This window comes from Kitasatospora sp. GAS1066B, assembly GCF_041262605.1.
Taxonomy (GTDB): Bacteria; Actinomycetota; Actinomycetes; order Streptomycetales; family Streptomycetaceae; genus Kitasatospora.
On sequence record NZ_JBGCCO010000017.1, the window covers coordinates 1 to 24,434 of the forward strand.

At 71.2% G+C, this 24,434-nt stretch carries 22 protein-coding genes and 1 pseudogene; 12 read left to right on the top strand and 11 right to left on the bottom strand.

Annotated features, from left to right (window positions below; genetic code table 11):
* Window positions 1-98: 98 nt before the first annotated feature.
* Window positions 99-1,424, bottom strand: coding sequence for a DUF4157 domain-containing protein (locus ABH937_RS19910; RefSeq protein WP_370218973.1), 1,326 nt, complete (start codon window positions 1,422-1,424; stop codon window positions 99-101).
* Window positions 1,425-1,648: 224 nt separating this feature from the next.
* Here ABH937_RS19910 and ABH937_RS19915 point away from each other — a divergent pair, with 224 nt between their 5' ends.
* Together ABH937_RS19915 and ABH937_RS19920 are read left to right on the top strand one after the other, a co-directional pair.
* On the top strand, window positions 1,649-2,281 hold the full coding sequence (locus ABH937_RS19915; protein ID WP_370218974.1) for a hypothetical protein: 633 nt from the start codon (window positions 1,649-1,651) through the stop codon (window positions 2,279-2,281).
* Window positions 2,282-2,335: 54 nt separating this feature from the next.
* Window positions 2,336-3,295: a MerR family transcriptional regulator gene (locus ABH937_RS19920; RefSeq protein ID WP_370218975.1), complete on the top strand. Its 960-nt coding sequence runs from the start codon at window positions 2,336-2,338 to the stop codon at window positions 3,293-3,295.
* On the opposite strand, the gene ABH937_RS19925 is transcribed toward ABH937_RS19920, so the two are convergent.
* Both ABH937_RS19925 and ABH937_RS19930 read right to left on the bottom strand, forming a co-directional pair.
* Entirely contained in the window at window positions 3,292-4,176 is an 885-nt protein-coding gene (locus ABH937_RS19925) for a type 1 glutamine amidotransferase domain-containing protein (protein ID WP_370218976.1), read from the bottom strand. The two genes, ABH937_RS19920 and ABH937_RS19925, sit on opposite strands and share 4 nt — an antisense overlap.
* A 55-nt stretch (window positions 4,177-4,231) precedes the next feature.
* The gene (locus tag ABH937_RS19930; protein ID WP_370218977.1) at window positions 4,232-5,626 is read right to left on the bottom strand and encodes an alpha/beta hydrolase family protein; all 1,395 of its coding nucleotides are present in this window, start codon (window positions 5,624-5,626) and stop codon (window positions 4,232-4,234) included.
* Window positions 5,627-5,992: 366 nt separating this feature from the next.
* Here ABH937_RS19930 and ABH937_RS19935 point away from each other — a divergent pair, with 366 nt between their 5' ends.
* Both ABH937_RS19935 and ybaK read left to right on the top strand, forming a co-directional pair.
* Window positions 5,993-6,721: an LON peptidase substrate-binding domain-containing protein gene (locus ABH937_RS19935; protein WP_280687027.1), complete on the top strand. Its 729-nt coding sequence runs from the start codon at window positions 5,993-5,995 to the stop codon at window positions 6,719-6,721.
* Window positions 6,722-6,801: 80 nt separating this feature from the next.
* Window positions 6,802-7,302 carry a Cys-tRNA(Pro) deacylase gene (gene ybaK, locus ABH937_RS19940; RefSeq protein WP_280687026.1) on the top strand — a complete coding sequence of 167 codons (501 nt, stop codon included), beginning with the start codon at window positions 6,802-6,804 and terminating at the stop codon, window positions 7,300-7,302.
* Here ybaK and ABH937_RS19945 read toward each other — a convergent pair.
* The 6 genes from ABH937_RS19945 to ABH937_RS19970 form a co-directional block, all read right to left on the bottom strand.
* On the bottom strand, window positions 7,255-8,148 hold the full coding sequence (locus tag ABH937_RS19945; protein ID WP_370218978.1) for an ABC transporter permease: 894 nt from the start codon (window positions 8,146-8,148) through the stop codon (window positions 7,255-7,257). The genes ybaK and ABH937_RS19945 overlap by 48 nt on opposite strands.
* A 27-nt stretch (window positions 8,149-8,175) precedes the next feature.
* Window positions 8,176-8,979 carry an ABC transporter permease gene (locus tag ABH937_RS19950; protein ID WP_370146009.1) on the bottom strand — a complete coding sequence of 268 codons (804 nt, stop codon included), beginning with the start codon at window positions 8,977-8,979 and terminating at the stop codon, window positions 8,176-8,178.
* Window positions 8,976-9,929, bottom strand: coding sequence for an ABC transporter ATP-binding protein (locus ABH937_RS19955; protein ID WP_370146010.1), 954 nt, complete (start codon window positions 9,927-9,929; stop codon window positions 8,976-8,978). The genes ABH937_RS19950 and ABH937_RS19955 overlap by 4 nt, the downstream gene beginning before the upstream one ends.
* A gap of 126 nt (window positions 9,930-10,055) precedes the next feature.
* The gene (locus ABH937_RS19960; protein ID WP_280687024.1) at window positions 10,056-11,261 is read right to left on the bottom strand and encodes an NYN domain-containing protein; all 1,206 of its coding nucleotides are present in this window, start codon (window positions 11,259-11,261) and stop codon (window positions 10,056-10,058) included.
* A 341-nt stretch (window positions 11,262-11,602) separates the two neighbouring features.
* Complete coding sequence (locus ABH937_RS19965; protein WP_370218979.1) at window positions 11,603-12,628, bottom strand: aspartate-semialdehyde dehydrogenase; 1,026 nt, start codon at window positions 12,626-12,628, stop codon at window positions 11,603-11,605.
* A gap of 70 nt (window positions 12,629-12,698) precedes the next feature.
* Window positions 12,699-13,625 carry a dihydrodipicolinate synthase family protein gene (locus tag ABH937_RS19970; protein WP_370218980.1) on the bottom strand — a complete coding sequence of 309 codons (927 nt, stop codon included), beginning with the start codon at window positions 13,623-13,625 and terminating at the stop codon, window positions 12,699-12,701.
* Between the two features lie 71 nt (window positions 13,626-13,696).
* Between ABH937_RS19970 and ABH937_RS19975 the strand changes: the two genes are divergently transcribed.
* Both ABH937_RS19975 and ABH937_RS19980 read left to right on the top strand, forming a co-directional pair.
* Window positions 13,697-14,581 (top strand): LysR substrate-binding domain-containing protein, encoded by an 885-nt coding sequence (locus tag ABH937_RS19975; protein ID WP_370218981.1) that lies wholly within the window; start codon window positions 13,697-13,699, stop codon window positions 14,579-14,581.
* A 117-nt stretch (window positions 14,582-14,698) separates the two neighbouring features.
* Window positions 14,699-15,355 (top strand): RDD family protein, encoded by a 657-nt coding sequence (locus tag ABH937_RS19980; protein ID WP_370218982.1) that lies wholly within the window; start codon window positions 14,699-14,701, stop codon window positions 15,353-15,355.
* A 68-nt stretch (window positions 15,356-15,423) separates the two neighbouring features.
* Here the strand turns inward: ABH937_RS19980 and ABH937_RS19985 are convergent.
* Window positions 15,424-15,699: pseudogene (locus tag ABH937_RS19985) on the bottom strand (Uma2 family endonuclease); the annotation flags it as partial.
* A gap of 65 nt (window positions 15,700-15,764) precedes the next feature.
* Between ABH937_RS19985 and ABH937_RS19990 the strand changes: the two are divergent.
* Window positions 15,765-16,073 carry a hypothetical protein gene (locus tag ABH937_RS19990; protein ID WP_370218983.1) on the top strand — a complete coding sequence of 103 codons (309 nt, stop codon included), beginning with the start codon at window positions 15,765-15,767 and terminating at the stop codon, window positions 16,071-16,073.
* Here ABH937_RS19990 and ABH937_RS19995 read toward each other — a convergent pair.
* Window positions 16,070-17,287, bottom strand: coding sequence for an RNA-guided endonuclease InsQ/TnpB family protein (locus tag ABH937_RS19995; RefSeq protein WP_370218984.1), 1,218 nt, complete (start codon window positions 17,285-17,287; stop codon window positions 16,070-16,072). The two genes, ABH937_RS19990 and ABH937_RS19995, sit on opposite strands and share 4 nt — an antisense overlap.
* Before the next feature lie 143 nt (window positions 17,288-17,430).
* Here ABH937_RS19995 and ABH937_RS20000 point away from each other — a divergent pair, with 143 nt between their 5' ends.
* From ABH937_RS20000 to dnaE, 5 genes are all read left to right on the top strand, one after another.
* Entirely contained in the window at window positions 17,431-18,615 is a 1,185-nt protein-coding gene (locus ABH937_RS20000) for a helix-turn-helix domain-containing protein (RefSeq protein ID WP_370218986.1), read from the top strand.
* 105 nt (window positions 18,616-18,720) lie between these two features.
* Window positions 18,721-18,927, top strand: coding sequence for a hypothetical protein (locus ABH937_RS20005; protein ID WP_370218987.1), 207 nt, complete (start codon window positions 18,721-18,723; stop codon window positions 18,925-18,927).
* Window positions 18,924-19,700, top strand: a complete 777-nt coding sequence (locus ABH937_RS20010) for an ATP-binding protein (protein WP_370218988.1) — start codon at window positions 18,924-18,926, stop codon at window positions 19,698-19,700. The genes ABH937_RS20005 and ABH937_RS20010 overlap by 4 nt, the downstream gene beginning before the upstream one ends.
* 89 nt (window positions 19,701-19,789) lie before the next feature.
* Window positions 19,790-20,680: a JmjC domain-containing protein gene (locus tag ABH937_RS20015; RefSeq protein ID WP_370218989.1), complete on the top strand. Its 891-nt coding sequence runs from the start codon at window positions 19,790-19,792 to the stop codon at window positions 20,678-20,680.
* Window positions 20,681-20,829: 149 nt separating this feature from the next.
* Window positions 20,830-24,378 carry a DNA polymerase III subunit alpha gene (gene dnaE / locus ABH937_RS20020; protein ID WP_370218990.1) on the top strand — a complete coding sequence of 1,183 codons (3,549 nt, stop codon included), beginning with the start codon at window positions 20,830-20,832 and terminating at the stop codon, window positions 24,376-24,378.
* The last annotated feature ends 56 nt before the right edge of the window (window positions 24,379-24,434 follow it).

Consider the following 24,434-nt stretch of genomic DNA (forward strand, 5'->3'; position numbering starts at 1 on the left):
CAACCCGACGGCACCCGACACTCCAACCGTCCGGCTGGTCGCACCCACCAGAGCCAGCCCGACCAGCCGGAAAACGACCTAAATCACCGGTATTGGCCCTAGGCCACGTTCGGGTTGGCGGGCCGCTCCCCGCCCGCCGCCACGCGGGGACCCCTGCCGCGCCTTCCGATGACGACCGTCTTCATGGTGACCTGGGGGTAGTGCGGGCTGTAGTAACCGCCGGTCCAGTAGTCGTGGAACGATGACGTCGAGCCGACGGTGTACGTCCCGGGCTCCGGGGCGGTCTGCCCGCTGCCGGCGAAGGCCTCCATGGTCACGGTGTCGGCGCCGTCGACCCCCACGACCGCCGCCGCGTGGTACTGCGACATGACCGTTTCGCCCGGGTTCATGGCGACCATGACGTAGGCCTGGCCGACGACCGGAGCTGCCCGGCGGTCCGGCTCCCCGTCGAAAGCATCCGCACGCTCGCGGTTCAACTCGTCCGACGTGCCGAAGGGCAAGGTTCCGCCGGTCGTGCGGATGTTGCTGTTCAGAGCGCCGTCCTTCAGTTCTCCCACGGCGTTGTGCATGATCTCCTCCGCGGTGTGGAGGCAGTCGTCGAAGATCTCCCTGGCGAGCTGATACTCCCGGTAGTTCCCGGTACCGAAGAAGTCCTGCGGCTGCGCGCGCGTCGGCCGCAGGGCCGGGGAGATGCTCGCGGCCGGCGCTCCGACGTGCACCCAGATCGAGGTGGGGGTATGGGCAGCGACCGCGAACAGCCCGCCCGCCGAAACCGTCATGGCTTGCTGGGCCTGGGAGTTCTGGTTCGCCCAGCGCTGGACCGCCTGCCCCGGGGCCTGCTCGGCCGCCCGCGCCTCGCTCTCGGCCTGCCGGGTCGTCGGCACCGGGCCGGTCAACACGCGGCGTGCGGTGCTCTCCGCCTCCCGCTCGAAGCGGTCGGCGGGGTCGGACACCCGGAGGCCGGCTCCGTTGTCGGTGCCGGCCACCGGCCCCTGGCGCTGCTGGATGACGTGGGTGAGCTCGTGGGCCAGGGTGTGCTTGTCGGCACCGCCCTCGCCGATGACCACGTGCTGGCCGGCGGTGTAGGCGCGAGCGCCGATGGCGGCCGCGGACGCCCTCGCGGCGCTGTCGTCGTGGATGCGGACATCGGAGAAGTCGGCGTCGAGACGGCTCTCCATCTCGGCGCGCGTGCTGTCGTCGAGCGGCCGTCCGTTGGTTCGCAGGACGTCCTGGACCTCTGAGCGCTGCACCGCCGCCGGCTCGCCGGGGTGCCCGGCCTTGCGAAGCATCTGCACGACGGCGGAGTTCCCGACGGTCGACTGCAGGCGCTGGAGACCCGGGAGTTGCCCGCCCTGGGCGGCTTTGCGGACCGCCGGAGCGGCCTCCTCCTTGTCGGTGCCCCTGGTGTTGGCGTGGTCCCGCACAGTGCCCCCTTCCGGCGTAGGAGTACGTCTCCTCCTGGATACTCGGGAACGGGGCGCGGACGTCAGGTCCGCAGGGGTAGATTGCACCAGCTGTGAGGGCAGACCGCAGGGACCACGAGGGCATCTTCGCCCGCGACGGCCAGGACCTCGTCCAGCCGGCGGCGAGGCCCGGCCGGGCGGCCGGCCACCGCACGTCGAGCCCCGACCTGGAGGATTGCGAAACCATGGCGACTGACAACGACCAAGCCGCCGAGTCCCGCGCGCACCTGTTCGCCCGGCTGGAGGATGTGGTGCGAGGCGGCTTCGAGAGCCGCCAGGACATCCTCGACCGCGTCGAGGAAGACGTGGAGGACGAGTTCGGTGAGCTCGATGCCGACGACCTGGCCGACCTGGTCGCCGAGTTGGAGGCACACGTCAGGCGGCTCTGGGACGACCAGCGCGCCCGCGAGGCGAGTTGGCGCGAGCCGACCACGAACGACGCCATCGACCAGGCCTTCGCCGAGCTGAACGCCCGTGGCATCGTCGCGTTGCAGAACGCGGGCTACACCATGTCCGACGGCTGGTGCGAGGTGAACGAGATCGCCACCGAGCGCCGCACCCCGCCGCGCGGGGCGGTCTTCTACCACGGCCAGGATTTCGAACGCGCCGTCGGAGGCGGCGGGTTGCTGCTGGCGTTCGGTGCCTACGAGGACGACGACGCGAAGCGTGACGCGGCGAGTGCCGCCATAGCCCGCGAGGCCTGCGAGACGCTCGCCCGCCACGGCGTGGCGACGAAGTGGAACGGCTCGGTCACCTCGCGCGTCTCGATCCTCCCCTTCGAGTGGCGCAAGCGCTGCCGCCCGCACACCGCCCGCTGAGCGCGCGGCCCGGCGCTTGCGTCTCCCCCAGGGGGAGGCGCGAGAGTTGGGCCCATGGACGGCGACACGCTCTACTCGATCGGCGATCTGGCCCAACGGACCGGGCTGACGGTCAAGGCCATCAGGTTCTACGCGAACCGTGGCATCGTGCCGCCGACCGACCGCAGCCCGGCCGGCTACCGGCGCTACGACACCGACGCCGTCGCACGCCTGGACCTCGTACGGACCCTGCGCGACCTCGGCCTCGACCTGCCCACGATCCGCAAGGTGCTGGATCGTGAGCTCTCGCTCCCCGAGGTCGCCGCCGCGCACGCCGAGGCACTCGCGGTGCAGATCCGCACGCTGCGCCTGCGGCACGCGGTGCTCACGGCGGTGGCCGAACGCGGGTCGACCCCGGAGGAGATGGATCTCATGCACAAGCTGGCCAAGCTCTCGGCGGACGAACGTCGGCGTCTGATCGGCGAGTTCCTCGACGCCGTCTTCGGCGACCTGGACGCCGCTCCCGAATTCGCCGGGATCAGCCGGACGATGACTCCCGATCTGCCCGACCACCCCGAGACCGACCAGGTCGCGGCCTGGGTGGAACTGGCCGAGCTCGCCCAGGACCCGCACTTTCGCGCCGCCGTGCGGCGCATCGCCGGGCACTACGCGGCCGACCGCGCCCGGGACGGCGCCGTGGGCCCGCGTCGCGATCCCGCCTCGGTGGTCCGCGACCTGGCCGGCCCGGCGTTGGCGGCCGGCGCCGACCCGCAGTCGGCGCAGGCCGATCCGGTGGTCGCGGCGGTCATGGCCCACTACGCGCACGTCCTCGGCCACCCCGACGATGTCGAGCTCCGGGAACGACTGTTGGCCAGGCTGGAGGCCGCGAACGACCGACGGTGGGAGCAGTACCTCCAGCTGCTCGCGGTGATCAACGGCTGGCCCGCCCCGGACAGCCTGGCGCCCGCACTCGACTGGTTCATCCCGGCCCTGCGCGCCCGGGTGCAGGAGTGCTGGTCGGGCATCCCGAACTAGGGCGTGCCCGTCGCCAGCAGCGCGGCGAACGCCGTCGCGAAGGCGTGCACGTCGCCCGGCCAGCGGGCGGAGACGTAGTGGCCGTCGCGCATCACGAAGGACGGACGGTCGTCAGCCGCGCTGTCCCGGTGGCGACCGTCGGACTTCAGCCCGGCGTGCGGGGTGCCGGGTGGCACGTCGAGGAAGTCGGCGGGGGTGGCCAGCGCCCTGGTCACCTCCTGCTGGACGGACATGTAGCCGTCGGGCTCGCCGGGCGCCTCGCGGTACGTCCGGTAGTAGTCCGGGTCCCAGAAGCGGGTGCGGCGGGCCACCGACCAGGCGCGGCGCTCCAGGCTCCAGGTCAGGGCGGTGGTGCGACGGCCGTGCAGCACCGAGCGCCCGGTGGCGGGGTCGATGCTGCGGGCGGCGAGCAGGACGCCGTGGCAGATCGCGGCGACCGGCAGTTCGCGTCGGAAGGCGTCGACCACCAGGTGCTGGAGGGTCTCGCTCTCCAGGTAGGCGCGCATGCCGCGGGCTCGGTGGCCGCCCGGCAGCAGCAGCCCGTCGATCCCGGCCGCCCCGTCCGCCGCGTCGAGGCCGGCCTGCTCCCAGCTCAGCGGCGCCCGGAAAGCCGGGTCCCGCTCCAGTGCCCGGTACGCCGTCAGCGCGTCCTGGCCGGCCCGCAGCACCCGGCCCACCAGGACCAGGCGTTCCAGCCCCGGCACCCGGCTCCAGAGATCGAGGCCGCGACCGGTGACCATCAGCTCGTCGGCGCTCGCGGGGCGGCCGTCCGGGGTGGCGAACAGCACCCGGTGGCCCGACCCGGTCAGGATCTGCCAGGGGACGGCCACCTCGGAGGGGTCGAAGTCCCGGGTCGGGAGCGGGATGAGCACGGTGGCCACGGCGGGGTACGCCTTTCGCTGGAGGTCGGGACGGGTGGGCCCCAGCTAACTCCACCTACCGCACGAACCGGACGTCAGGGTAGGCGGCCGAGGGCTGGTCGAGCAGGTGGTCGTCCTGGCCACGCAGCCAGCGGTCGAAGAACGCGCCGAGATAGGCCCGTTGAGCGGCCACGGCACGCTGGGGTGCGATCGTCCCGAGGGCGTTGCTGACGGTGGCCGGCGGCAGGTTCAGCTGCTGCGCGAGCTGCGGCAGCATCGATTCCTTGTCGGTGTAGGTCGTCTCGGTGGCACCGTTGAGCGTCAAGTCCCGGTGCCAGCCGGTGCTGTGCTGCCACAGGGCGCCCCAGGACGGGTTGGTGTGGTGGTCGTCGCCCTGACTGCCCATCAGCAGCATCGGACGGTCCAGGCCGTCGGTGGCGGCCGTGCCGGGATTGGCGGGATCGGTGTCGTCCCCGACGTAGCCGAGGACGCCGTCCAGGTCCGCGGCGGCCTTGATCCGCGGGTCGTCGTGCATCGCCTGGGCCGCGGTGAAGCCGCCGCCGGACTGGCCGAACATGCCGATCCGGTGGGGATCGAGGGCGCCCGCGAGGCCACAGGGCAGCTGCCGCCGCTCGGCGTCCGGGTTGTGCCCGGCGGCCAGCGCGTCCAGCTGGTCGAGCACGAAGCGGGTGTCGGCCACCCGGACCGCGACCAGCTTGCGCAGCAGGGCGGCGAGCTTGGCGGGGTCGTTCCCGACACCGGCGGCCTGCTGGGCCAGCACGCCGGTGACGACGCGGCCGCCGGGGAACTCCACCGCCGGCGCCTCGTAGGTGTGGTCGATGGTCACCACGAGGTAGCCGCGGGAGGCGAGGTCGTCGGCCAGCGTGCTGTTCAGCGCGGCGGGGTCGCCGGCCCCGGGCGAGTAGAGCACCACCGGGAGCGGACCGCCGCGCCGGTCCACCGGCGCGTCCTGGTGGGCGTAGCTGCGGGTGGCCGCCCAGTCGACCTGGTCGAGCGGGATGCCGTCCGCGTTCAGGTACTGCGCGGGGAAGGCGGCCGCCACGCCGGGCGGCAGCTGCGGGGCGAGCGGGTGGCGAGCGGTGTCCCGGGCGGGGTAGCGGATGGTGACCATCAGCTCGCGGAAGGGCTGGGCGGCGACCCACGGGTCGGCGCGGGAGTCGTCGACCAGATGGAGCGAGACGGTGCCGACCTGGTGCGACCCGGTGGGCGCCGGCAGCACCGCCCGGGCACCTTGCCGGGGGGCAGCCGCTGGAGCGGCAACCGAGGCGTCGGCAACCGAGGCGTCGGCGACCGGCCCGGCGGCAGCGAGCCCGGCCGACGCGACCACACCGACGGCGGCCAGCAGGGCCGAGGCGAGCAGCAACCGCGGCCGCCCCGTACGACCGGCGGGTACGGCAGCGACGGCAGACCCGGTAGCGCTCCCCCGGGCGGACTGGCTGGTGCTGTGCATGGCGTAACTCCCCTTGCTGGTAAGCGTTTGCGAGCGGTCCCCGCCGGTGGCACCAGACTCCCGCGCCCGCGCACCCGCACGACAGCGTGGCAGCACCCCGACCGCAGGTGGTGCCAGCACGAGTCGGCCTCGGCGAACCCGGCGGCACGCGTCCGCCACCGGTGCCGCCCGGCCGTACCCGGATCTCGGCCATGACAGCGAAGACCTCGGACTTCACCGTGCTGGCGAACGACGGTCCGGCAGGCGCGCCGGGACGCCCCGCCGGCCGGGGGCCGCGCACCGCTCCGCACCTGATCCGGGGCGCGGACCGGCCCCGGGATCACTCCCGGCGTCAGGCTGACAGTCCGGGCGGATACGCTGTGCGCCGTGACAGAACGGCTGCCGATCTTCCCGCTCAACGCCGTGCTCTACCCCGGGCTGGTGCTCCCGCTGCACGTGTTCGAGGACCGCTACCGCCAGCTGGTGGCCGATCTGCTGGCCGGTCCCGAGGACCAGCCGCGGCGGTTCGGAGTGCTGGCGATCAAGGACGGGCGCGAGATGACGCCCGTGACCGAGAGCGACGAACCGGCCGGACCGCTGGGCGGGCTCGGCACGGCGAGCGGCGACCCGCTGGAGGCACTGCACCAGATCGGCTGCGTGGCCGACGTGGCCTCGGTGACACCGCAGGCGGACGGACGGTACGAGCTGCTGATCACCGGGACCACCCGGTTCCGGCTGCGCGAGGTGGACACCGGCGGCCCGTACCTGGTCGGGCAGTGCGAGCTGATCGAGGAACGGCTGGGCAACGGGGCGGGCGCCCTGGCGGGCGGGGTCGAGCGGGCCTTCCGGGTGTACCAGAAGCGGCTGGCCGGGGCCCGGCAGGCGAGCCTGAGCGGTGAGCAGGAGCTGCCGGACGACCCGCAGGTGCTCTCCTACCTGGTGGCGGCCGCGTCCGTGCTGGAGGTCCCCGTCAAGCAGCGGCTGCTGGCCTGCCCGGACACCGCGACCCGGCTGAGCACCGAGCTGGAGCTGCTGCGCCGCGAGGCCGCGCTGCTGGCCTGGCTGCCCTCGGTGCCGGCGGCGGAGCTGACCCGGCAGGCGTTCAGCCCGAACTGAACCGAGGCCCGAACCGGGCCCGGCCCGGACCAGGCCCAGCCCGAACCGAACCGAACCGAACCGACGGGAGTCACCGACGGATGGCGAAGAAGAGCGGCAGCAACGGCGGCAAGGGCACCCCTGCCACGGTGGCCCTGGAGTCGGCGGGCGTCCCGTTCACCGTGCACGCCTACCAGCACGACCCGGCCGCCGCCTCCTACGGCGGCGAGGCGGCCGCAGCCCTCGGGGTGGACCCGAGCCGGGTGTTCAAGACGCTGGTCGCCGAGGTGGACGGCGCGCTCACGGTGGGCGTGGTGCCGGTGGCCGGGCAGTTGGACCTGAAGGCGCTGGCGGCGGCCATGGGCGGCAAGCGGGCCGCGATGGCCGACCCGGCGGCGGCCGAGCGCAGCAGCGGGTACGTGCGCGGCGGGATCTCGCCGCTCGGGCAGCGCAAGGCGCTGCCCACCGTGCTGGACACCGGCGCGCTGGCCCACCCGACGATCTACGTCTCGGCGGGCCGGCGCGGCCTGGAGGTGGAGCTGGCGCCCGCCGACCTACTGCGTCTGACGGGCGCTGTCAGCGCCCTGATCAGCCGAGCCTGAGCCGGCCGGGCTGGAGCCGGCCGGGCTGGACTTGGCCGGGCTTGCGGAGCCGCCCCGGGAGGACGGCGGCGGGACCACCGGGGCGCCGGCCGCGTCCGAGCCGGGCGCGGTGGCCGGGTCGGACGGAGCTGACGGCACGTCAGCAGCGGGAGCCGGCGGCGCCAGCTCGTCCACCGGACCACCTGCCGACGGCACCGTCGGCCCGGCCCAGTACGGCGGCGGGTCCTGCTCACGCTTGCCGAAGGCGGCCGTCAGCGCGAGCAGCACCACCAGGGCGGCCATCGGCCAGGCCAGCAGCGCGCCCTTGGCGCCCAGGTCGAGCGCCTCGCTGAAGGTGTGCCCGTCGCCGACCTGCTTGGCGTGGGCGACGATGTCGCTGGTCGGGCCGAGCGCGATGCCGAGCCACATGGCGATCAGCGATCCGACCAGCCCGCCGGCCGTGAGCCCGGCGGCCACCACGATGCCGCCGCCGCGCCGGCGGGTGTAGAGGAACGCGGCCAGCGCCGTGACCAGCCCGAAGCCGAGGCCGAGCAGTACGAAGGTGCCGTCCGCACCGGCCCGCTGCTCGCCCTCCGGGTCCACGTACAGCACGCTCTGACCGTGCACCACCAGCGGCACCTCCGGCGCCAGCCAGTACCACATCGCCGCCATCAGCACGCCGAGGACCAGGCAGGCGCCGAAGATCGGGGCGCCGACCCGGAGCTCGGGCGACAGCCGGGCCCAGCGGGCGGCGGGCGACGGGTGCGGGTCCGGCAGCGCTTCGCCATCCGCCGGCGGGGCCCACGGCGACGGGGAGTCCGACGACGGAGAGTCCGGGGAACTGTTCGGTACGGTCACGTCACCCATCGTTTCACGCCAACCCCGCGAATCCCGCTAGCGGGTCGTGGCGCGGCGGTAGGACCAGGTGGCGAGCACCAGTGAGAGCACCCCGACACCCGCACAGACGGTCAGGTCGGCCAGCACCAGCGGCCAGTCGGGGTGGCGGGCGAAAGTGGCGGCGAAGGCGTCCACCCCGTAGGTGGAAGGCAGCAGGTCGCGCAGTGCCCGCACCGCCGCCGGCAGGTGGGAGGCGGGCAGCACGCCGAGCAGCAGCGCGGCCGACATGCCCAACTGGCCTGCCATGGTGGCCAGTTCCTGCTTCGGTGCGAGCAGGCCGAGCGTGGCGCCCAGGCCGGAGAGCGCGGCGCCGGCCAGCGGGACCACGGCCAGCAGCACCCAGACGTGGGCCAGCGAGAGCCCGAAGAGCACCGAGCCGAAGGCCGCGGTGACGAGCGCACCGGGCAGCGTGAAGGAGGCGTAGGCGGCGGCCGCGCCGAGCACCACCGAGGCGGCCGGGACCGGCAGCGTCGCGAAGTGGTCCAGGCCACCGGTGGCGCGCAGCTTGCCGAAGTACTGGGCGAGCAGGTTGAGCGCCACGAAGGCGACCACCAGCACGCTGGATCCGGCCACCACCGCGCGCGCCGACGGGTTGTCGCCGCTGTCGACCACCCCGCGCATCATCACCAGGATGCCGACCGACTGGAAGGTGGCCACGAACATCAGCGGGATCCGGGCCACCTTGGCCCGGGCCAGCTGCGCCCGGTAGACCGCCGCCAGGGCGGGCAGCAGCCGGGCGGCGGGGGCCAGCGGGGCGGCGAGCGGGGCGGCCTTGACGGGGGTGGGGGTCAGTACGCTCACTTCGCCAGTCCTTGGTGGCGGCCGCCGAGCCGGAGGTAGACGTCCTCCAGGCTCGGAGTGGCCAGGGTGAAGTCGTCCAGCGCCGCGAAGGCCGGTCCGGTGGTGACGGCGGCGACCAGCTCCCTGGCCTCGTCCGGGGTCGTGCGCAGGGTCCAGCGCCGTCCGGTGCGCTCCGCGCGCTCGGCCAGCCGGGCGACCGCGGCCACCTCCAGCGGCGGCTCGGTGCGCCAGACCAGGTCGAGCCGGACGTCGCCGTCGACCATCGCCTTCAGCCCGCCCGGCGTGTCGCAGGCGATCACCCGGCCCTCGTCCAGCACGGCGACCCGGTCGAGCACCGTCTCGGCCTCGATCACGTTGTGGGTGACCAGCAGCACCGTGGTGCCGCGCTCGGCCCGGCGACGGTCCACCGCCGACCAGACGGCGCGGCGGGCCACCGGGTCCATGCCGGTGGTCGGCTCGTCCAGCACCAGCAGCGGGCGCTCGCCGACCAGGGTGGCCGCGAAGCAGGCCAGCCGGCGCTGGCCGCCGGAGAGCTTGGCCAGTGGACGGGCGGCCAGCGGGGTCAGCCCCAACTCGGCGAGCACCCCGGCGCTCTCGGCCCGGGCGGCGGCCCTGGTCAGACCGCGCAGCCGACCGGTGGTCTCGGCGGCCAGCGCCACGGTCAGCTCGTCCAGCGCGGTGGACTCCTGCCCCAGGTAGCCGAGCAGCCGGGCGGCCCGGTCCGGGTGACGGACCACGTCGTGGCCGAGGATCTCGACGCTGCCCGCGTCCGGGCGCAGCAGGCCGGTGAGCTGGCGGACCAGCGTCGACTTGCCGGCGCCGTTGGGTCCGAGCAGCCCGAAGATCTCGCCCTGGCGGATCTCCAGGTCGACCCCGTCGTTGGCCAGGATCTCGCCGTGGCTCTTGGTGAGGCCCCGGACGGAGCAGCAGGGCAGGGGGGCGTCACTCACGAACGCAGACTCTACGCGTCGACCATGAGGAATCCGGACCAGGGGGCGACCGCCGGCCCACCGGGACCAGGCCGCCCGATCGGCGAGGATCAGTCGATCGGGATCAGGCCGCCCGACCGGCGAGGATCAGTCGTCCACCACGATCAGCTCGCCGCCCGGCACCCGGGTCGCCAGCTCCTTCCAGAAGCCGGCCCGGATCGCGTACCGGTCGTGCTCGTCGATCTGGTCGTCCTTGTGCGCGAGCAGGCCGAACCGGGCCGCGTACCGCAGCAGCTCGCCGTCCACCCGGTGCGGGATCCGCGGGTAGTCCGACCAGAGCATGGTCAACCGCTCGCGATCGCCCAGCCGCTCGGTCCAGCGGCGGGCGAAGACCTGGCCGACCTCGTGCGGGTCGCCGCCGATCGCCGTGATGTCCTCCTCGCGGTCGGCCCAGCGCTGCTCGGCGGTGGTGAGCTGGGCCAGGGTCGGCAACGCGTCACCGGCCGTGGGGGCCTCGGCGGGGCGGTCCACCCAGCCCCGGTCGGAGGACCAGCGCAGCACCGGACCGTTGCCGGCGACGGCGGCGCCCGGCTGCTGCTGGTGCGACTGCGCGGCGGTGCGGCCGGCCAGATCCTTGGGGGTCGGCACCACCTTCAGTGCGGTGGGCGGCAGTTCGGCGGGCTCGGCCGGCGGGGCCGGGGCCTCGGCGGCGGCCGGCGGGGCGGCGGAGGGCGCGGCCGGCGGCGCGGCGAGGATCTTGGCGATCTCCGGGCGCGGCCCGGCCGGCGGGAACGCGAGGGCCGGATCGCGCAGCCGCACCGAACGGGTGATCCACTCGCGGTCCAGCACCCGGCGCTCGTCGGCCTCGCCGACCAGGTCCTCGGACTGGTTGAAGTCCCCGTCGGCGGCCTGCAGCGCCCACAGGTGGACGGCCACCCCGTGCTCCTTGGCGGACATCATGCCGGGCAACAGGTCGCCGTCGCCGGTGACCAGCACCACGTCCGCGCAGGCCCGGTTGCGGGCGAGTTCGGAGAGCTCGGCGTGCATCGCGGCGTCCACGCCCTTCTGCACCCAGCGGCCCTCGGCCCGGGTGAGCGCGCCGAGCCGCACGGTGACCCGGGGCAGCACCCGCAGCCTGCGGTGTTCGGGCATCGGGCGGCGCTCGGGGGCCGCGTCGAACCAGTAGATCCGCAGCAGCGGAAGGCCGGTCTCCTCCTCGGCCCGCTCGCGCAGCGAGGCGATCAGCGCGGTGTGGTCCACCGTCACCCGGGACCTCGCGGACTCACCGGCGAGCAGGCTGGCCGCGGCGCCCAGCAGGTATCCCGCGTCCACCAGGACGACGCAACGGTCCATGAGGTACCCCTCTTCCTGTGCTCTGCCGCTGAGCACGGGCAGTCCGTGCAGTCTGCCCGAGCGAGCCTCACCTGGGCACCCTGCCGGACCGTTGCGATCTCCTTTACCCCCCGAAGGCGTGGTGAATCACCCGGCTGCGCCGCCCGATCGCCCACGTGAGCGCCACCCCGTCACCCGGCTGCGCGTCGCCCGATCGCCGGTGTGAGCGTCACCCGATCGCCGGACGGCAGCTGCTCGCCGACCGGCCCGGCCGCCGTCCCGCCGAGCTACTGACCCGTCAGACCCGGAAACGCCGCAGGGTGCCTGACGGTCCGTCAGGCACCCTGGTCCGTTTTGACGGGTCAGCCGCGCCGTGCCGCGACCAGCTCGGCGATCTGCACCGCGTTCAGCGCCGCGCCCTTGCGCAGGTTGTCGTTGGAGAGGAAGAGGGAGATGCCGTTCTCCGCCGTCTCGTCCCGGCGGATCCGGCCCACGAAGGTCGGGTCCTGGCCGGCCGCCTGCAGCGGGGTCGGGATGTCGGTCAGCACCACGCCCGGTGCGCCGGCCAGCAGCTCGGCGACCCGCTCGGGGCTGATCGGCCGCGCGAAGCGGGCGTTGACCTGCAGCGAGTGGCCGGTGAAGACCGGCACCCGGACGCAGGTGCCGGACACCTTGAGGTCCGGGATGCCGAGGATCTTGCGGCTCTCGTGGCGCAGCTTCTGCTCCTCGTCGGTCTCGTTCAGACCGTCGTCCACGATCGAGCCGGCCAGCGGGACCACGTTGAACGCGATCGGGCGCTGGTAGACCTGCGGCTCGGGGAACTCGACGTTGGAGCCGCCGTGGGTCAGCGCGGCTGCGCCGTCCACCACCTTGGCCGCTTGCTCCTGCAACTCCGCGACGCCGGCCAGGCCGCTGCCGGAGACGGCCTGGTAGGTGGCCACGACCAGGCCGGTCAGCCCGGCCTCCTCGTGCAGCGGGCGGAGCACCGGCATCGCGGCCATCGTGGTGCAGTTCGGGTTGGCGATGATGCCCTTGGGCAGCTCGGCGATCGCCTCCGGGTTGACCTCGCTGACCACCAGCGGGACCTCGGGGTCACGGCGCCAGGCGGAGGAGTTGTCGATCACCACGGCACCGGCCGCGGCCACCTTGGGCGCCAGCTCCTTGGAGGTCGAGCCGCCAGCCGAGAAGATCACGATGTCCAGACCGGTGTAGTCGGCAGTGGCCGCGTCCTCCACCGTCACCTCACCGCCCTGCCACGGCAGGGTCTTGCCGGCCGAACGGGCCGAGGCGAACAGCCGCAGCTCGGTCACCGGGAACGACCGCTCCGCCAGGATCTCCCGGACCACGCCGCCGACCTGGCCGGTGGCACCCACGATGCCGATCTTCATCCGTACTTCCTCCTCCGGTCTACTGCTCTGCTTCATCTTGCCCGCTGCCTGGCCTTTCTCCGCACGGTATTCACCTGGTGGACAGCTGCGGCGCGAGCAGCGGGTCGAGCACCGCGAGCGCCCGGTCCACGCTCGCCGAGCTCGCGGCCAGCAGCGGCAACCGCACCGCCGGGCTCGGGATCCGACCCTGGGCGTGCAGCACGCCCTTGATCACGGTCGGGTTCGGCTCGGCGAACGCGGTCGCCGAGAGCGCGGCCAGCCGGTGCCCCAACTCCCGGGCCCGCACCAGATCTCCGGCCCGCCAGGCGTCGGCCAGCGCGACGAACCGCCCGGTGGCCAGGTGCGCGGAGGCCAGGATCCCGCCCGCCGCGCCGAGCGCGAGCAGCGGCGACAGCACGGCGTCGTCGCCGGCCAGCACCGCGAAGCCGGGCGGCGCGGCGGCCAGCAGGGCGACGGCCTGCGGATCGAGGGCCCCCGTGGCGTACTTCACACCCGCCAGGCCCGGCACCTGGGCGAGCGCGCAGAGCGTCTCGGCGTCCAGCGCCTGACCGGTGCGGTGCGGGATGTGATAGGCGATCAACGGCACCGGGCTGCGGGCTGCCAGGTGCTCGAAGTAGGCGAGCACCCCGTCCGCCCCGGGCCGCACGAAGACCGGCACCGGGGTGAGCGAGGCCGTGACCTCGGGACGCTCCCCCAGCTCGGCCAGCGCCCGCAGGCCCTCCCGGGCGCCACCGCCCGCGCCGACCACCAGCGCGGCCCCCCGCTCGCGGCAGACCCGGGCGCAGAGCTCGACCACCGCGGCCCGCTCGGCCGGGTCCAGGGCGCTGGGCTCGCCGGTGGTGCCGAGCGCGACCAGCCCGGCCGCGCCCTCGTCCAGCACGCCGTGGGCGAGCTGCTCCAGCGCGTCCAGGGCGACGGTGTCGGCGGCGGTGAACGGAGTGATCAGCGGGACGAGGATCCCGTGCAGTGACTGGCTTCCGTGCAGTGGGTGGCTCATGGCCCGATCCTCGCCGCCGACCGCTGTACAGGTCCAGTTCGCGTTTCCACCGTGAACCGTAAGCTGTGCTGATGCTCGATGTCCGCCGTCTGCGGCTCCTACGGGAGCTGGCCCACCGGGGCACCATCGCCGCCGTCGCCGAGGCGCTGGCCTTCAGCCCCTCCGCCGTCTCCCAGCAGCTCTCCGCACTCGAACGCGAGGCCGGGGTCGCACTCCTGGAGCGCACCGGACGGCGGGTGGCGCTCACCCCGGCCGCGCACAACCTGGTCCGGCACGCCGAGGCCGTGCTGGCCCACCTGGAGCAGGCCTCGGCCGAGCTCGCCGAGGCCCGGCACGGTCCGGCCGGACCGCTGCGGATCGGCACCTACCCGTCCGCCGCCCGGGTGGTGATCCCGCCCGCCCTGATGCTGCTCGCCGAGCGCTGGCCCGAGCTGGAACCGATGGTCGCCGAAGTCGACCCGGCGGGCGTGGCCGACCTGCTGCGCGCGGGCGAGCTGGACGTCGCCCTGGTGCACGACTACGACTTCGTCCCCGCGCCCGTCGAGCCCGGCATCGCCGGCGAGCCGCTGTTCGCCGAGGCGATGTACCTGGCCACCTGCACCTCTGACCCCGGCAACCTGGCCGCCCACGCCGCCGACCCGTGGATCCTGGCCACGCCCGGCACGCTCTGCCACGCGATGACCATCCGCGCCTGCCAGGCGGCCGGCTTCAGCCCGCGGATCCGCCACCGCGCCGACGACTTCGTCACCGTCCTCGCCCTGGTCGCCGCCGGCCAGGGCACCGCCCTGGTCCCCGAACTCGGCCTGCTGGACCCGCCGCCCACCGTCCACCTGCACCGCCTGCCGATGTCCCGCCGCACCGCCATCACCTTCCGCCACGGCGCCGCCGGCCACCCGGCGATCACCGCCTTCGGCGCGGCGGTGCGCGACGCGCTGCCGACGGTGCTGCGGAGTTGATGTCCGTTCAGGTCAACGTGTTGTTCGCATAACAGTTGTGATCAAAGTCTTTTCGCGACCTCCCCACACGGATAGAACTTCTCTGGGCAGGTCCCCACGAGACAAGCGAGCGGCTTCATGAGCAACGACCAACCTCCGGGCTACGGTTACCCGTCGGACCCGCAGAACCCCTACGGCCAGCAGCCGCCCCACGACCAGCAGGCCTACGGCACGCCGGGCTACGGCCAGCAGGCACCCGGCTATGGCCAGCAGCCGCCCGGTTACGGCCAGCAGCCCTACGCCGCGCCCGGCTACGGCCAGCAGGCACCCGGCTGGCTGGCACCCCCGAACCCCTACGGCCCGCCCGCCCCCGGCACCCGGCAACTCGCCTCCGCCGGCGACCGCTTCGTGGCCCGGCTGATCGACCTCGCCGTGCTGATCATCCCGATCTTCCTGATCGAGTTCGTCGCCGCCACCGCCGTGGGCAGCATCGTCGCGAGCATCCTCGGCGCGGCCCTGGTCTTCCTCTACGAGATCGCGATGCTGCTCACCCAGAACCAGCAGACCGTCGGCAAGAAGGTGATGAAGCTCCGCGTCGTCTCCCTGGCCCACGGCGCCCGCCCGACCGACAACGAACTGTGGACCCGCGCGGCGGTCTACGGGCTGCCCCAGGCGGTCTACTGCATCGGCAGCCTGTTCAGCCTGCTCAACATGCTCTGGCTGCTCTGGGACAAGCCCTACCAGCAGTGCCTGCACGACAAGGCCGCCAAGACCGTGGTGGTCAAGGAGGCCTGAGGCCCCCGGAACGACGCTCGGCCGGACCCACCAGGGTCCGGCCGAGCGTCGTTCGGCGGCGGACGCGGTCAGGCCGGGTAGCGGATCAGGGCACCGGTCTCCAGGTCGAACGCGGACGGATCGGGAACCGGTACGCGATCACCGAACACGGCGGTCCACTGCCGGTGATAGACCCCGCCGGACGGCTCGGAGTACAAGGTGATCGCGCCCAGTCGCGGATCGATCAGCAAGTAGACGGGGATCCCCATCAGCGGGTAGTCCCGGACCTTGCCCACCAGATCGTTCTCCGGATTCGACGGCGAGACGATCTCCACCGCGATCGCGGCCGCCTCGGCCGGGACCTCGGTGCCCCCAGCTCGACCACCGCGAACGGGATGTACGTCAGGTCCGGGTTGCGCAGCTTGCCGGTGTGCGGCGACGCCAGGTCGGTGTTCTCGCTGGGCATCAGCTCGGCCGGCCGACGGGCGTCGAACTGCTCGCGCACCATGAGCAGGTTGCGCTGATGGATCACCGAGGGAGCAGCCGTCACAATGACCTCGTCACCGGAGACCTCGACCTTCCAGCCCGATGGCGGCGTCAGCTTCTGCGCGTGCTTCAGCAGCTGGGCCTGCCGCTCGGGAATCCTGGACTCGACCATGCCTCAGCCTTCCGCTATCGGCCCAAGGACCACACCGACGAGATCATGGAGGGCTACTACTTGACTTCCTCGCCACCCTAAGCAGCGGAGAGTCCCGCGACGGTCGCCCGCCGGGGTTCCTGTTTCATCGCCGACTGCCCTCTCGGAATCCTCCGTTGGGGTCTTACAGCAGCTCCACAGGCCAACACCGCCAGCCCGGCGGCTTTGATATTCCGGGCCGCATTCACGTCCCGATCGAGGACAAGAGGGCAGCGCCCACACCGGAACGTGCGTTCGCCCAGAGGTACGCTCGCCTTGACGTACCTGCAGCCGGAGCAGGTCTTGGTCGACGGATACCAGCGTTCGACAGTGATCACCGTTCGCCCGTACCAACCGGCCTTGTACTCCAGCATCGACCGGAACTCCGACCACGCGGCATCACTGATGGCACGGGCGAGTGTGCGGTTTCTCAGCATGTTCTGGACCGACAGGTCCTCGATCACGACCACTTGGTTTTCGTGGACGAGTCGAGTGGTCAGCTTGTGCAGGCCGTCCCGACGGCGGTCGGCGATCCGCGCGTGGACGCGCGCGACCTTCACTCGGGCCTTGTCTCGGTTGCGGCTGCCGTTCTCCTTCTTCGCGAGGTTCCGCTGCGCCTTCGCCAGTCGCTCGCGCTCCCTCCTCTCGTATCGAGGGTTGGCGATCTTCTCCCCAGTGGAGAGAGTGAGCAGCGCGGTGATGCCGACATCGATGCCCACCACCGCGTCGACGACCGGCAGCGGCTTGACGCTCACGTCCTCGCACAGCATCGACACGAACCAGCGTCCGGCGCTGTCCTGTGACACGGTAACCGTGGAGGGCTCCGCCCCTTCGGGCAGCGGGCGCGACCACACGATGTCCAGCGGGCCCGCCATCTTCGCCAACGTCAAACACCCGTCACGGAATCTGAACCCGGATCTGGTGTACTCCGCCGCCCTGCGCGTCTTCCGCTTCGACTTGAACTGGGGGTACTTGGCCCAGCCTGCCCAGAAGTTCGCAAACGCCGCCTGCAGATGCCTCAGCGCCTGCTGCAACGGAACCGACGACACCTCGGCGAGGAACGACAGCTCAGCCGTCTTCTTCCAGTCGGTGAGCATCGCCGAGGTGGCGTTGTAGTTCACTCGCTCTTGGCGCTGGGACCAAGCAGTTGTGCGGGCGTCCAATGCCAAGTTGTAGACCCTGCGGACACAGCCGAACGTGCGGGTCAGCTCGGCTGCCTGCTCATCGGTGGGGTGAAAGCGGTACTTGAACGCCCGCTTCACCGGCTTGGCCTTCACATCTCGAAGCTAACAGCAAACCAACCCACCTGATGACTTTTCATAAAATAGCGGATTATACGAAATAGCCGCTCGGCTTCTAGCCCTCCCGCCCTTGTCAACTGCTGTACCGTTCCCGGTAGATGCACGGGAAAGGGGAGCAGATGTCCAAGCCCGACGGAGAGCACACCGGGACCCGGATCGCCAAGTTCCGCAAGTTGCGCCGCCTGACCCAGGTTGAACTGGCCGACCACGCGCTGGTCTCCTCCAGCCTGTTGGCGAAGGTTGAACAAGGGGTCGTGCCGGCCAGCCCTTCCTTCCTTTCAGCGGTGGCCCAGGTACTGCGCGTGCCCGTGGCGGACCTGGTCGGACAGCCGTACTTGGCCGAGCTGCGACAGGACGAGTTGGACAGCCTGATCCAGCCGATCCGTGATGCACTCGACCTCTACGATCTGGGCGTCATCGCCGATGTCCAGCCGGAATCCCTGACCGAACTGCACCGGAAGTCCGAGAACTTGTGCGCGCGCATGCGGCAGACCGACCTGAAGCGGGTCGCCGCAGAACTGCCCGCGCTCATCGAGATGACCACGGCACTCTGCTACCAAGAGCCCAGCGATGCCGCCTGGTTGACTCTGGCCTCCCTTTACCGCACCGCCTACGACGTGGCCACGAAGCTCGGCTACTCCGACCTGAGCGTCATTGCCCTGGACCGGCTGGAGTGGACGGCACAGCGAGCCAGCGACCCTGTGTGGTCTGGGGTGCGCCAGTACCTCCGCACCCTCGCCTACATGCGCTCCAGCCAGTCAGCGGTGAGCCAACGACTCATCGCCACCGGGCTCGACCACCTCGCCCAGGCGCCCGCCGGACGCGTCCGCGATGCGGTCACCGGCCAACTTCACCTCGGAGCCGCCGTCGTGGCAGCGCGGGCCAAGGACGAGCCGACGGCGATCCAGCACATCCACGAGGCACGCCGGATCGCAGCCCTCACCGGCCCGGCGGACGAGGTGTACTGGCTGAGCTTCAGCCCGGTGAATGTCGACGTGCATCACGTCAGCGTCCTGGCCGACCTCGACCAGCCGGGCCGAGCGGTGGAGACCGCGCGCGGCATCCGCATTCCTGATGGCTGGGCACACTCCCGCGCCGCGCACCACTATTCGGAGGTGGCCCGTGCCGAGCTCCTGACCGGAAAGACCGAAGACGCACTGGCGAGCATGCTGAAGGCACGCAAGGTGGCCCCTCAGCAGACCCGCTATCACCCGACCGCGCGGGACACCATCGCCGGCCTGCTATCGGCTCGGCGCACAGTCCCGGACTCACTCGCCAACTTGGCTCACTGGGCTGGAATCTGATATTCCGCCAACAGGCCTGAACTATCAAGAATCCTTGATAGTTCAGGCCTTTTTCGCTGCCAGACTCGTAACTGTCAGCAGCGATGCCGCTACCAGGAGGTCATCATGCGGAGAAGCTTCGGGCAGGCTGGGCGGCGCCGGAATCTCGCCGCTGCCGCCAGCGGCTTCCTCGGTGACACCGTACCGATCCGCTTGCGGCCGGTCCCCACCAGCGCGGACCCGATGCAGCGCCAACTGGAGTCGGTGACCCAGCGGCGGCGAATCCCCACCAGGGGCAGGACCGAGCATGGCCTGGAGGTCGAGCCGAAGTGAAGCGCCACCGATTCGAGATCCAACTGCCCCGCGATCCTTGCTCGGTCCGGGTCGGTCGCCTGAACGTGGCCAAGGCCCTGGAGCGCTGGGACCTCGGCGCGAGCGAGGACAAGCAGGACAACGTGATCCTCGTCGCCTCCGAGCTGCTGACCAATGCGATTCGCCACAGCAGCAGCCCAACAGTGAACGTCCGCCTGTATACCGACTACCAGCGGACAAGGCTCCTGCTGACGTTCGAGGTGCACGACGGAAGTGCTGCACAGCCGCAGCCGCGCATCGCGAAAACGACGGATGAGGACGGCCGCGGTCTGAGCATCGTGGCCGAGCTGGCGAGCCGCCACGGCAGTGAGCAGACACCTGCCGGAAAGCGAGTGTGGGCGCAGTTCGTCCTGCCCTCCACGGCCTCCCGCTATCTGGGCGGCTTGGCCCAGCGCAGTCGCGCCACGGCACCGCGCCCGCCCGGCCATCGACCAGTGCATCACCTCAACAGCTCCGCGAGCGGATACCAACTCGCGGTGGACATCGAGAAGGTGGAGGAAGCGATGAACGACAACCTGTATGACCGCCCGGTCTCCGGCCCGTTCGCGGCGTTGTGCGGCGGTGGGACGAACGACGGCTCCATGGAGGACTGCATCAGCGTCGCCGAGCTGGCCGGTGGCGGCTACGCCCTGGGCGACACCAAGCCGGAAGGCGCGGGCCGCGAGCTGCGCATGAGCCGCGACGAGATCACCAGCTTCGCCGAAGCGTGGCTCGCCCAGGAGCGCAAGGCCTGACGAGCCCACAACCAGCAGTGGTGTGGGGCGCCCAGCGATTCCTGGGCGCCCCATGCCCCTGCCCACCCATCCGGCAAGGAGAGTGCCCGATGTCGTTGAAGTCACTGATCGACAACCCCGAGGAAGTCCTGACCAGCTGGCCGCGCGAGCCCAGGCGATACCACCGCGACCCCGTCGCGTTCGAGCACCTGCTGACGCTCACCAACGTGGACCGGCTGATCAACTCCGACTGCCTGGCCACTCGCAACGTTTCGCTGCTCCAGGACAGCAAGATCCTGGAGCGCAGCAGCTACGCCGACGGCGACATGCCCCGACAGGGAGCGCTGCGCGGCCACCTGGACAGCGGCGGGACGATCTCGTTACGCGCACTGGAGACGCTCATCCCGTCGATCGCCGAGCTCTACCGCGAGCTGCAGGACGAGACCGGGTACGGCGTCCACGTCAACGCCTACCTCACACCGGCCGGCGCGCAGGGTCTCAAGTACCACTACGACCCGTACGTCACGCTCATCCTGCAGTTGTCCGGCAGCAAGGCCTGGCCGGTGCACGACCCGTTCGTGACGAACCCGGTCCTGGAGTACGGCTCGTACCACACCAACGGCTTCACCGAGGAGCAGCTGCACTTCCTGGCGAACACCCCGCCGAAGGCGACCTACACCCTGGAGCCGGGCGACGTGTTCTGGCTGCCGCGCGGCTACCTCCACTCCCCGTACACGGTCGGCGACGAGCCGTCCCTGCACCTGACGGTCGCGTTCAAGGAGCGCACCTACCACTGGGTGGCCGAGCAGCTCGCGCAGGAGGTGCTGGCTCAGGCCCTGGTGGACCCTGCGATGCGGGAGGAGGTCCAGCCGGTCGCGGTCACCGCGGATCCGGGCGAGGTGATCCACCAGATGCGCTCGTACCTGATCGGAGCGCTCCTCAAGCTGGACGAGGACGAAACCGCAGGGCGCGTCCTGAAGGCGGCACGCCCAGGCAGCTGATCGGTCCGGACCGCTGCCGAGTCCAGGATCTCGCCGCTGAGCTGGGCCGGGATACCCCTCCTCCCCCACGGGCACCTCGAGGGCGGCGTGGTTCCCCCCGTCGCCCTATTAGGGTGGATGTTCCCGGCGGTGGATGACTGGAGACCCCTGTGCCAGATGGCTTTGTGCACCTGCATGTTCACACTGAGTTCTCGATGCTCGACGGGGCGGCGAAGAACAGCAAGCTGTTCGCCGAGGTCGAGCGTCAGGGGATGCCCGCGATCGCGATGAGCGACCACGGCAACATGTTCGGGGCATACGAGTTCTTCCAGAAGTCCAAGGGCAGCTCGGTCAAGCCGATCATCGGTATCGAGGCGTACCTCGCCCCCGAGTCGCGCTTCCACAAGAAGCAGGTGTTCTGGTCCCCCGGCGGCAAGCGGCCGGCCAACACGGACGGCGAGGGCGGCAAGGACGTCTCCGGTGGCGGTCGTTTCACCCACATGACGATGTGGGCGGAGAACGCCGACGGGCTGCGGAGCCTCTTCAAGCTCTCCTCGCTCGCGTCGATGGAGGGCTATTACACCAAGCCCCGGATGGACCGCGAGCTGCTGGCCCAGCACGCCAAGGGGATCATCGCCACCACCGGCTGCCCTTCGGGCGAGGTCCAGACCCGGCTGCGGCTCGGGCAGTACGAGGAGGCGATCGAGGCCGCCTCCACCTACCGGGACATCTTCGGCAAGGAGAACTTCTTCCTGGAGCTGATGGACCACGGTCTCGGCATCGAGCGGGACATCCGCGCCGACCTGCTGCGCCTGGGCAAGCAGCTCGGCCTGCCGCTGCTCGCCACCAACGACTCGCACTACGTGACCGAGGACCAGGCGGACGCCCACGACAACCTGCTCTGCGTCGGCACCGGCAAGAACAAGGACGACCCGAACCGGCTCAAGTTCGGTGGCTCCGGCTACTACATCAAGACGCCGGCCGAGATGCGCGAGCTGTTCAGCGAGCTGCCGGAGGCCTGCGACAACACGCTGCGGATCGCCGAGCGGATCCAGCCGTACGGCGAGGTCTTCGACTACGTCGACCGCATGCCGCAGTTCGACGTACCCGAGGGCGAGACCCAGGCCTCCTTCCTCCGCCAGAAGATCCAGGCCGGCCTGCAGCGCCGCTACGGCGACAACCCCAGCCAGGAGGTGCTGGACCGGATCGAGCTGGAGATGGGCGTCATCACCCCGATGGGGTTCGACGCCTACTTCCTCGTGGTCGCCGACATCTGCCAGTACGGCCGGGACAACGGCATCCCCGTCGGCCCCGGCCGTGGCTCGGCGGCCGGCTCGATGGTCGCCTACCTCACCGGCATCACCCAGCTCGACCCGCTGGAGCACGATCTCCTCTTCGAGCGCTTCCTGAACCCCGAGCGCATCAACCCCCCGGACGTCGACATCGACTTCGACGACCGCCAGCGCGACCAGATGGTGCGCTACGTCACCGAGAAGTACGGCGAGGCGTACACCGCCCAGGTGAACACCTTCGGCACCATCAAGGCCAAGGCCGCCGTGAAGGACTCGAGCCGCATCCTCGGCTACCCCTTCGCCATGGGCGACCGGATCACCAAGGCGATGCCGCCGGACGTGATGGGCAAGGGCGTGCCCCTGGCGGACCTGTTCAACGAGAAGCACCCTCGCTACAACGAGGGCACCGAGATCCGCACGATGTACGCCAACGAGCCGGACGTCAAGAAGATCATCGACACCGGTATCGGCATCGAGGGCCTGATCCGCGGCACCGGCGTGCACGCCGCCGCCGTGATCCTCTCCTCCACCCCGCTGCTCGAACTGATCCCGCTGCACAAGCGGGACAAGGACGGCGTGATCATCACCGGCTTCGACTACCCGTCGTGCGAAGCCATGGGCCTGATCAAGATGGACTTCCTGGGTCTGCGGAACCTGGGCATCATCGACCACTGCATCAAGATCGTGAAGGCCAACCGCGGCGTCGACGTCGACATCGAGAAGATCCCGATCGACGACCCGACCACCTACGAACTGCTCGCCCGCGGTGACACCCTGGGCGTCTTCCAGCTCGATGGCGGCCCCATGCGCGCGCTGCTGAAGCTGATGAAGCCGACCGAGTTCGCCGACATCTCCGCCGTCTCGGCGCTGTACCGGCCCGGCCCGATGGGCATGAACTCGCACACCAACTACGCGCTGCGCAAGAACGCCCAGCAGGAGATCATCCCGATCCACCCGGAGCTGGAGGAGCCGCTCAAGGAGGTCCTCGGCCCCACCTACGGCCTGATCGTCTATCAGGAGCAGGTGCAGCGAGCCGCCCAGGTGCTGGCCGGCTACAGCCTCGGACAGGCGGACCTGCTCCGCCGCGCGATGGGCAAGAAGAAGAAGGAGGTCCTGGAGAAGGAGTTCGTCCCGTTCCACGCGGGCTGCCACGAGCGCGGCTACTCGGACGAGGCCATCCAGGCGGTGTGGGACGTGCTGGTCCCGTTCGCCGGCTACGCGTTCAACAAATCGCACTCCGCCGCGTACGGGCTGGTCTCCTACCAGACCGCCTACCTCAAGGCGAACTACCCCGCCGAGTACATGGCCGCGCTGCTCACCTCGGTCGCCGACGACAAGGACAAGATGGCGATCTACCTGGCGGAGTGCCGCCAGATGGGCATCAAGATCCTCTCACCGGACGTCAACGAGTCCGTGGTCGACTTCACCGCCGTCGGCAGCGACGTCCGGTTCGGCCTCAAGGCGGTGCGCAACGTCGGCGTGCCGGTGATCGAGTCGCTGATCAAGACCCGGAAGGAGAAGGGCAAGTACACCTCCTTCGCGGACTTCCTGGACAAGGTCGAGCTGGTCGCCTGCAACAAGCGCACCGTCGACTCGCTGATCAAGGCCGGTGCCTTCGACTCGCTGAACCACACCCGCCAGTCGCTGGTCGCCGTGCACGAGCAGGCGATCGATGCCGTCACCGGAGTGAAGAAGCAGCAGGCGATCGGGCAGGACGACCTGTTCGGCGCGCTGGACACGGGGGACGACACCCCGACCATCGGCCTGGACTTCGAGCTCACCGACCGCGAGTGGCCGCGCCGCCAACTGCTCAGCCTGGAGCGCGAGATGCTCGGGCTCTACGTGTCCAGCCACCCGCTGGACGGCGCCGAGCACATCCTGGCCCGCAACCGGGACGTCTCGATCGCCGAGCTGATGGGTTCGGGCCGCACCGAGGGCGAGGTCCGGCTCTCCGGTCTGATCACCGGCGTGGACCGGCGGATCAACAAGGCGGGCAACGCCTGGGCGATCATCACGCTGGCCGACCGCGACGGCTCGGTGGAGGTGCTCTTCTTCCCGGCCACCTACAACCTGATGGCCGATCAGATGATCGAGGACAACGTCATCTCGGTGCGCGGCCGGCTCAACGAGCGGGACGGCGCGCTGAGCATCTTCGGCCAGGAGATCACCAGTCTGGACATCTCGGCGGCCGAGCACGGCGGCAAGCCGCCGGTGCAGATCACCGTGCCCTACCCCAAGGTGACCCCGAACATGGTGCGCGAGCTCAAGCTCACGCTGCAGGCCCACCCGGGCGACGTGCCGGTGCGGCTGATGACGACCAGTCGGCAGCGGGACGTGCTCTACGAGCTGGGGTTCCTGGTCAACCCGGACACCGCGTTCGCCAGCGAGGTGAAGACGCTGCTCGGCCCGGCGGCCTGGAGCGCCTGAGCCTCGAAGCCGGACGTCTGACGGGCAGCCAGCGGACCGCGTTCCCCGGTTGCCCG